We start from the raw sequence: 5,174 nt of genomic DNA on the forward strand, positions 1-5,174 counted from the left end.
GAGCGGTAGTTCAGTTGGTTAGAATACCGGCCTGTCACGCCGGGGGTCGCGGGTTCGAGCCCCGTCCGCTCCGCCAGATACTGAAAGAGAGGCGAACCTAGGTTCGCCTTTTTTTTTAAGTTTTTCGATAACGCATTTTCAACCTTGATTGGCTGACCATGTTTGAATTTATCCGTACTCACCAGCGCCTGATGCAGTTCTTTCTGCTGCTGCTGATCGTTCCGTCGTTCGTTCTGGTCGGCGTCAGCAGCTACAACGAACGCGGCAGCAACGATGGTGTGGCGACCGTGGACGGGAAAAAGATCACCCAGCAGGAGTGGGAATCCGCCCAGCGCCGCCAGCTGGACCAGGCCCGCCAGATGATGGGCGAGCAGTTCGACCAGAAACTGTTCGAGACGCCGGAAGCGAAGCAGGCCGTGCTCGACCAGCTCGTGGCCGAGCGCGCCATCAACGCCGAGATCGTCCGCAACCACCTGACGGTGAGCGACGCCGCGCTGCAGAAGGCGATCCTCGAGATCCAGGCGTTCCGCAAGGAAGACGGCACGTTCGACATGGACCGCTACAAGGCCGCGCTGGCCGCGCAGGGCATGACGCCGGAGATGTTCGACCAGCGCATGCGCCACGACCTGGCCGTGCAGCAGCTCGTCGGTTCCGTGCAGCAGACCGCGTTCGCACCGCGTACCGTCGCCAACCGCCTGTCGGACATCAACGACGAAGAGCGCGAAGTGCAGGAGCAGCTGTTCCCGGCGGCGAACTACGTTTCGCAGGTCAAGGTCACGGATGACATGGTCAAGGCTTATTACGACAAGAATGCGGCGCTGTTCCAGGTGCCGGAATCCGTCAAGGCCGAATACGTCGTGTTCGATGCGTCCGCCGTCGAGAAGCAGGTCAACGTGTCCGACGCCGAAATCGCCGACGCGTACAACAAGAACAAGGCGCGCTTCACCACGCCGGAAAAGCGCACCGCCAGCCACATCCTGATCAACGTGAAGAAGGGCGCCTCGGCCGCCGAGGACGCCGCCGCGAAGGCCAAGGCGCAGGCGATCCTGGATGACGTGCGCAAGAACCCGAACGACTTCGCGAAGATCGCCAAGGCGCAATCGCAGGATCCGGGCTCGGCCGAGCTGGGCGGCGACCTGGGCGTCGTGCAGAAGGGCGTGTTCGTCAAGCCCGTCGAAGACGCGATCTACGGCCTGAAGGAAGGCGAAGTCAGCGGTCTCGTCCGTTCGGAATTCGGCTACCACATCATCAAGATCACGAAGATCGTGCCGGAAACCCAGAAGTCGCTGGAAGAGGCGAAGCCGGAGATCGCTGCCGAGCTCAAGAAGGCGAAGATGTCGGCCAAGTACACCGAGCTGGCGGAAACCTTCCGTAATACCGTGTACGAGCAGTCGGACAGCCTGAAGCCGGTCGCCGACAAGCTGGGCCTGACGATCCAGACCGCCGAAGGCCTGACCCGCGCACCGAACCCGGCCCTGGGCCCGTCGCCGGTCAACAATCCGAAGTTCCTGGAAGCGATCTTCGGCAGCGACGCGGTGAAGAACAAGCGCAACACGGACGCCGTCGAAGTGGCGCCGGGTACGCTGGTCGCAGGCCGCGTCGTGGAATTCAAGCCGGCGACCAAGCGTCCGCTGGCCGACGTCGAAGCCGCCATCCGCCAGCGCGTGACGCAGGAAGAAGCGGCCAAGCTGGCACGCCAGGCCGGCGAAGCGAAACTGGCCGCCGCCAAGGCATCGGGCGATACCGCCGGCTTCGGCGAAGCGAAGATCGTGGCGCGCACGAAGCAGCCGACGATCAACGAAACGGCCGCGGTCGCCGTGCTGAAGGCGGACGCGAGCAAGCTGCCGGCCTATGTCGGCGTCGATATCCCGGGCGTGGGTTATGGCGTCTACCGCATCAACAAGGTGAGCCAGCCGGCGCAGCCGGACGTGGCGCGCCGCAAGCAGGAAGCGGAACAGATCGGCCGCGCCGTCGGCAATGCCGAGACCTATGGCTTCGTCGAAGCGCTGAAGCACAAGGCGAAGGCGAAGATCAACGTCAAGCCTGCCGATCTCGGCGCGAAGTCCGAGTAAATCCGGACGCGTCATCGACAGCCCGGCCGCGCGAGCGGACCGGGCTTTTTCTTTGCGACACCGCTACAATCGCGATTCGATCCACAACGCAAGGACAACCGCATGACCGTGACCTGGACCGATACGCTCGACGCTATCGATTGGAACGAGCTCTCCGAGCTGTACCGCAAGGCGCCGCTCGGGAACAAGTCGCCGGAGCGCCTGAAAACCGTGTTCACGAACAGCATGTTCCGCCGGTTCGGCTACGAGGACGGCGTGCTGGTCGCGGCCGGACGCGCGCTGGCCGACGGCCTCGACTGTTCCTACATCTGCGACGTGGCGATCCTGCCCAGCCACCAGGGACGCGGCCTGGGCGACGCGCTGATCGCGCACCTGGTCGAGCTGTCGCGCGGGCACGCGAAGATCATCCTGTATTCGGTGCCCGGCAAGGAGGGGTTCTATGCGCGCTACGGCTTCCGGCGCATGGCGACGGCGATGGCCGTGTTCCAGGACCAGGACAAGGCCGCGTCACAGGGTTATCTGGCGGCGGAATGAATGCGGTGGGGCGTTGCGGCGAATGCCGCGTTGCGGGTAGGGTGGGCGGCCCCCGCCCACGCGTTCAACCGACCGGACCGTCATCCGGCATCTCGAGGGCGCATATGGTCGTCGAGCGCGTGGGCAGAGTGTGCCCACCCTAGGTATGGAGGTGCCGCGCCGCCGCCATGAAGTCGTCCTTCGAGATGCCCGGCAGGGTGAGCGTCTCCGCCTTCGGGTACTGCACGAAGTTCCGGTCGATCGAGCGCAGGTAGGCGGGATCGTAGTGCTCGACAAGCAGTTGATCCACAAGTTCCGGCATCTGCCCCGTATTGGCCATCTCGTGCCATGTTTCGATGCGCGCGCGGCCGTGCAGCTGCACCAGATGGTCCAGCTGCGCATTCAGCGCGCCCGGGTCGGCGCAGAAGTGGTGGTAGTCTTCCATCAGCAACTGCACGCGGAGGGCACGGTCCAGTTGGAGCGAAATGCAGGGTGAGGCGCGCATGCGTTCCATGACCACTTCCGGCACGCGCAGGTTGCCCACCTTCTTGCTCTCCGATTCCACGAACACGGGCCGCGACGGATCGAAGCGGCGCAACTTGTCCCAGATGCGCGTCTCGAACATCTTCTGGCTCGGCTGCGGCTCGCCCGGCAGGTGGCCGAGGACGGAGCCGCGGTGCGCGGCGAGGCGCTCCAGGTCGAGCACCTGCGCGCCGACGGATTCCAGCGTTTCGAGCAGGCGGCTCTTGCCGCTGCCCGTCGTGCCGCAAATGACGCGGAAATCCAGCGGAGGCGGGTTTTCCAGCGCGGCCGCGACGTAGGCGCGATAGGCCTTGTAGCCGCCGTCGAGCTGCACGACGGGCCAGCCGATCTTGGCGAAGATCAGCGCCATCGAGCCGCTGCGGTTGCCGCCGCGCCAGCAGTAGACGAGCGGTTTCCAGTCCTTCGGCTTGGCGGCGAAGAGCGTCTCGATGTGGCGCGCGATGTTCTGCGCGACGAGCGGGGCGCCGATCTTCTTCGCCTCGAAGGCGCCGACCTGCTTGTACGTGGTGCCGACGAGGACGCGCTGCGCGTCGTCCAGCGTGGGACAGTTGATGGCGCCCGGGATGCGATCGAGCGCGAACTCGGACTCGCTGCGCGCGTCGATGATGGTGTCGAACTGGTCGAGCACGGGCAGGACGTCGTCGACGCCGAGGACTGCGGGGTATTTCATTATCGTTTGACGAGAGGCGCGAATTGCGGCCAGATGTTGTTGAGGATGGTCGGGTGGGCGGTCGCGAGCGGATGCATGCGGTCGGCCTGGAAGTTTGCCGCGTCCTGCGCGACGCCGTCCAGCATGAACGGCACCAGCGGCACTTTGTATGTACCTGCGAGGTCCCTGTACATGCCGGCGAAGCGTTCCGTGTAGGCGCGCCCGTAGTTGGGCGGCATGCGCATGCCGACGAGCAGGACCTTGGCCCTGTTCCGCTGCGCGAGCTGGATCATCGTGCGCAGGTTGTCCGCGGCGGCCGGCACCGGCAGGCCGCGCAGGCCGTCGTTCGCGCCCAGTTCCAGCACGACGACGTCCGGCCTGTGCTGCTGCAGCAGGGCGGGCAGGCGGGTGCGGCCGCCGCTCGTCGTCTCGCCGCTGATGCTGGCGTTGACGATGCGGGCGTCGATCTTCTCGGCCTTCAGGCGCTGCTCCAGCAGGGCGACCCAGCCGGTGCCGCGCGCGAGGCCGTATTCGGCGGACAGGCTGTCGCCCACCACGAGCACGGTTTTTGGGGCAGAATAGGCGCTCCCCGCCGCGGCCATGCCAAGAACCGCGACGGCAGCGATCGTCCATTTCCTGAGTAAAGCAAGCATGCGTGATATTCCCGAGGCGTCAAAAGGCAGTTCAAGTGTGAGCGGAACGGCAAGGCCTGCCATCGAGGTCCGCGGCCTGTCGAAGCGCGTGGCGGATGCCAGCGGCGAGCTCACCATCCTGCACGAGGTGGATTTTACCGTGCAACCGGCCGAGACGCTTGCCCTCGTCGGCGCTTCCGGCTCCGGCAAGTCCACGTTGCTCGGCCTGCTGGCCGGCCTCGATACGCCATCGTCGGGCCAGGTCCTGCTCGACGGTACGGATATCTTCGCCCTCGACGAGGATGGCCGCGCCGCGTTCCGCAAGGCGAAGCTGGGCTTCGTGTTCCAGTCGTTCCAGCTGCTCGCGCACCTGAACGCGGTGGAAAACGTGATGCTGCCGCTGGAATTGCGGGGCGATGCGGATGCCCGCGCAAAAGCCGAGGCGATGCTGGGACGCGTGGGCCTGTCGAGCCGCCTGCGCCACTATCCGAAGTACCTGTCGGGCGGCGAGCAGCAGCGCGTGGCGCTGGCCCGCGCCTTCGTCACCGAACCGCCGCTGCTGTTCGCGGACGAGCCCACGGGCAGCCTCGATGCCGCCACCGGCGAAGCCGTCATCCAGCTGATGTTCGAACTGAATCGCGAGCGCGGCTCGACCCTCGTGCTCGTCACCCACGATCCCGCCATGGCCGCGCGCTGCGGCCGCACGCTGACGATCGCCGCAGGCCGCCTGGCCGTCTGAGCGTCTACGCGAGCGCGGCCATGGCG

General features: G+C 65.8%; 5 protein-coding genes. 3 read left to right on the top strand and 2 right to left on the bottom strand.

Translation table 11 applies throughout. The features are described from left to right. The first annotated feature begins 191 nt into the window (after window positions 1-191). On the top strand, window positions 192-2,072 hold the full coding sequence (locus ACEN88_RS23915; RefSeq protein ID WP_413343668.1) for a SurA N-terminal domain-containing protein: 1,881 nt from the start codon (window positions 192-194) through the stop codon (window positions 2,070-2,072). A gap of 102 nt (window positions 2,073-2,174) precedes the next feature. Beyond that, entirely contained in the window at window positions 2,175-2,606 is a 432-nt protein-coding gene (locus tag ACEN88_RS23920) for a GNAT family N-acetyltransferase (protein ID WP_413343670.1), read from the top strand. Window positions 2,607-2,745: 139 nt separating this feature from the next. Here the strand turns inward: ACEN88_RS23920 and mnmH are convergent, their stop codons facing one another. Next, on the bottom strand, window positions 2,746-3,798 hold the full coding sequence (gene mnmH, locus ACEN88_RS23925; protein WP_413343672.1) for a tRNA 2-selenouridine(34) synthase MnmH: 1,053 nt from the start codon (window positions 3,796-3,798) through the stop codon (window positions 2,746-2,748). After that, window positions 3,798-4,430, bottom strand: a complete 633-nt coding sequence (locus ACEN88_RS23930) for an arylesterase (protein ID WP_413343674.1) — start codon at window positions 4,428-4,430, stop codon at window positions 3,798-3,800. The genes mnmH and ACEN88_RS23930 overlap by 1 nt, the downstream gene beginning before the upstream one ends. Between ACEN88_RS23930 and ACEN88_RS23935 the strand changes: the two genes are divergently transcribed. Next, window positions 4,429-5,148: an ABC transporter ATP-binding protein gene (locus tag ACEN88_RS23935; protein WP_413343676.1), complete on the top strand. Its 720-nt coding sequence runs from the start codon at window positions 4,429-4,431 to the stop codon at window positions 5,146-5,148. The genes ACEN88_RS23930 and ACEN88_RS23935 overlap by 2 nt on opposite strands. Window positions 5,149-5,174 lie beyond the last annotated feature (26 nt).

This window comes from Massilia sp. CT11-108 (genome assembly GCF_047302915.1).
In the GTDB taxonomy this organism is placed as follows: Bacteria; Pseudomonadota; Gammaproteobacteria; order Burkholderiales; family Burkholderiaceae_D; genus Telluria; species Telluria orientalis.

Excerpts from the sequence above, each read along its gene's own strand:
- ACEN88_RS23935 (WP_413343676.1), top strand. The coding sequence starts at position 4,429 with ATGCGTGATATTCCCGAGGCGTCAAAAGGCAGTTCAAGTGTGAGCGGA.
- ACEN88_RS23920 (WP_413343670.1), top strand. The coding sequence starts at position 2,175 with ATGACCGTGACCTGGACCGATACGCTCGACGCTATCGATTGGAACGAG.
- ACEN88_RS23930 (WP_413343674.1), bottom strand. The coding sequence starts at position 4,430 with ATGCTTGCTTTACTCAGGAAATGGACGATCGCTGCCGTCGCGGTTCTT.
- mnmH (WP_413343672.1), bottom strand. The coding sequence starts at position 3,798 with ATGAAATACCCCGCAGTCCTCGGCGTCGACGACGTCCTGCCCGTGCTC.
- ACEN88_RS23915 (WP_413343668.1), top strand. The coding sequence starts at position 192 with ATGCAGTTCTTTCTGCTGCTGCTGATCGTTCCGTCGTTCGTTCTGGTC.